The sequence below is a fragment of the Caulobacter sp. SRI_008 genome (genome assembly GCF_057586355.1).
In genome coordinates this window covers 1-2747 of sequence record NZ_JBYCZS010000054.1, presented here as the reverse complement: position 1 = coordinate 2747, position 2747 = coordinate 1, and the positions used below count along the sequence as shown (strand labels likewise).

General features: G+C 65.0%; 3 protein-coding genes and 1 pseudogene. 2 read left to right on the top strand and 2 right to left on the bottom strand.

Translation table 11 applies throughout. The features are described 5' to 3' along the window. Both AC2YHT_RS25615 and AC2YHT_RS25610 read left to right on the top strand, forming a co-directional pair. Positions 1 to 374: hypothetical protein (locus AC2YHT_RS25615; RefSeq protein ID WP_487292605.1), on the top strand; the 374-nt coding region annotated here is incomplete at its 5' end. 480 nt (positions 375 to 854) lie between these two features. Further along, entirely contained in the window at positions 855 to 1208 is a 354-nt protein-coding gene (locus AC2YHT_RS25610; RefSeq protein ID WP_487292604.1) for a hypothetical protein, read from the top strand. Between the two features lie 539 nt (positions 1209 to 1747). Here AC2YHT_RS25610 and AC2YHT_RS25605 read toward each other — a convergent pair. Both AC2YHT_RS25605 and AC2YHT_RS25600 read right to left on the bottom strand, forming a co-directional pair. Beyond that, positions 1748 to 2179: a Ros/MucR family transcriptional regulator gene (locus AC2YHT_RS25605; RefSeq protein WP_487292603.1), complete on the bottom strand. Its 432-nt coding sequence runs from the start codon at positions 2177 to 2179 to the stop codon at positions 1748 to 1750. Positions 2180 to 2467: 288 nt separating this feature from the next. After that, a pseudogene (locus AC2YHT_RS25600) lies at positions 2468 to 2747 on the bottom strand (transcriptional regulator); the annotation flags it as partial.

The window sequence follows — 2747 nt, the reverse complement described above, 5'->3', positions numbered from 1 at the left end:
ACTTCAGCCGCGCGGACCAAGCCCCGGCCGATCGCCGCCCGTTCTTCCTCTACGTGGACGAGTTCCAGACCTTCACGACGCTGGCGTTCGTGAACATGATGTCGGAGCTACGGAAGCACGGCGCGGGCCTGGTGCTCGCCTCGCAGTACCTCGATGCCGTGCCGGCAGAAGTGCGCAAAGCCGTCCTTGGGAACGTGGGCACGCTCGTCAGCTTCCGCGTGGGACCCGAGGACGCCGGGCTCCTCGCCCGCGAGTTCCAGCCGGTGTTCGGCGTGGAGGATCTGCTGAACCTGCCACATCGGCATTTCTACGTGCGGCTGATGATAGACGGGACGCCGAGCCGGCCGTTCAGCGGGGAGACGCTAGACCGCTAACGCGCCGTTCAGCCTGCGTTCGCTAGGCGTTCTTGGTCCGTCCGGACGCGTGCAAGAATCCGGTACGAGCGCGCAGAATCCTTGCACGGAATCCGCAAGATTCTTGCACGCCCTGCGCCCTTCCGTTGCGCGGCACGTGCAGGACTCCTGCGCGACCGGGCCAACGACGCATGTCGGGCTAGCGGGCAATGGAGACCAAAGGGCGGCATGGAAACTACAGGGCGCAAGCCAACCGGACGGCCAGCGCCGCGAATCTGGACGACCAATGACGTGGCGCTGCCCCCCTGGAAGCGGGCACCGCCAACTTCCGAGAAGGGTGGAGCGGCGACATGTGGCTCTGGTCTCTTCACGACAAATCGTCGCCAGCCTGGCCACGTGAACAGCAGATAACACCCGGCTCAGCGTGGGTTCAGAAGCTCGACCATAAGATCACTTTCATCTTCGCGATCAGCGCGTGGAAAACAAAAACGAGAGAGTGTCATGAAGCGCTTCGTCATCCCCGCCCTGTTGTTCACCAGCGCCCTCAGCGTGCTCCCGATCTCCGCCAGCGCCGATCCCTCCGAGGTTAGGGTTCTGGACGGGGAGCATCGGGTCAGCGGAAACGGCCAGTGCGCCTACATCGAAGGGACGAAGTACATCATCTCGTTCCGAAAAGTGCTGCCCAAGGTGCCGTCTGTCGAGATTCAGACGACCGTCACCGACCCCAAGGACCGCCTGGATGCTCGCGTCGTCGAGGAGCACAACGACCATGCCGTTATTGAGGCCACCGCCAATGGCGTGAACGGCCACCAGATCTGCGCTACGGCCTTCATCAAATGGACCGCGAGCTATTGAAGCAATCCACATTGGGCGGTTGATGCGTGAGGGTCGCCGCCCTTTTTCCTCTCCGTGTGCACTATAAGATTCTTGGCCACCCTTGGCGGCCAAGAGTAGCTAGAAGCGGGAAATAGCGGCCGCTCTGGAAGTGGACGTTCGACGTGCCCAATAGCCTGGCGCGGACTGACCGGCCTGCGCAGCGCTGACCGTCCGGTTAGCTGGCGTCTTACATGGAAACCCGAAGTTAGGGGCTGTGCGGCAGGATGGACGTCTAGGGAGCGCCGCGATGCAACACCTAGAACGCCCTCTTGAAGGCCCCGGCAGCGAACGGCGATTGAAGGCGCTTCAGCGGCGCTTTCGCGCCGTCTCGGAGCGCGCGAGCAAGCGCGGCCGATGGCCCTTCCCGCTGCTCGTGGCAGGGGTGTTCGCCGCCGCCGGCCTCGCCACGCTCCTGGTGCTGCGCCTCGGTTCATGAGCCGCCTGACGTCGTCTCGGCGTTGAGCCCAGGCGGCCTAGGAGGCGGGAGGGAGCGGCTCTCCGTGATCGCTTCGCCCGAGCTACGCCTTCTTCGTGCGGGCCTTAGCTTTGCGGCCGCCCTGGCCGAGACCCAGGGCCTTCGCCATGGCCGAACGGGCCTCGCTATAGGCCGGGGCCGTGGTCGGGTAGTCGGAGGGCAGGCCCCACTTTGCCTTGTACGCCTCTACGGTCAGGCCATGGGTGGTGAGGTGGCGCTTCAGCGTCTTGTACGGCCGGCCATCCTCAAAGCTGATGAGCGCGTCGGGCGTGATCGACTTGCGGATCTGGCCCGGGGTGGCCTTGAAGACCAGCGCGTCGGGGGCGGCCTCCGCCGGCCGGCCGATGTCCGCCAGGGCGTCATGGACGCGGCGGATCAGCGCCGGCAGCTCCGCAATGGAAATGGCGTTGTTGCCCACGTACGCGGCGACAATGTCGGTCGCGAGAGTGATGAGGCCCGAGTTCTTGTCTTCCACCGCTAATGCTCCTTGTCCGTTGCAAAGAGCATGGGCTGCATCGCCCCGGTCACTCAACTACAATTTTGAATTTTGGCGCGATTGCCGATTGAATCGATCGATATCGAGTATTGTCCACACCCCCTATTTCTAGGGTATTGCGGCCCCCGGCGCGCAGGCGCAGTCTCCCGCTCGGTAGTGGGCGTGCCGGCGCCGATCGTGAGAATAGGCGCCAGTCCTTCCAGTGCCTGCCCGGAGTTCACCCCCCAATGGGCTCCGGGCTCCTCCGCATCATCCGCGTGCCGCCGGTCACTGCTCGTCTACGATCACATGCAGCAGAGAGAGGATGTGCCGGCGCGCCCGGCCAGGGCCAAGCCGCGCGAACGCCTCGGCGGCCTCGATGCCCTCGGGCATCGCGAGGAACGCCTGCGCGAGACGGCTCTTCCGGCCGGGATCGTCGGGGCACGTCTCGCCGCGCGGATCGCTGAAGCCCTCGAAGAAGAACGCGGGAGGCGTCTGGAGCGCCACCGCCGCCGCATAGAGCTTCGAGGCGCTGATGCGGTTCACGCCGCTCTCGTACTTCTGGACC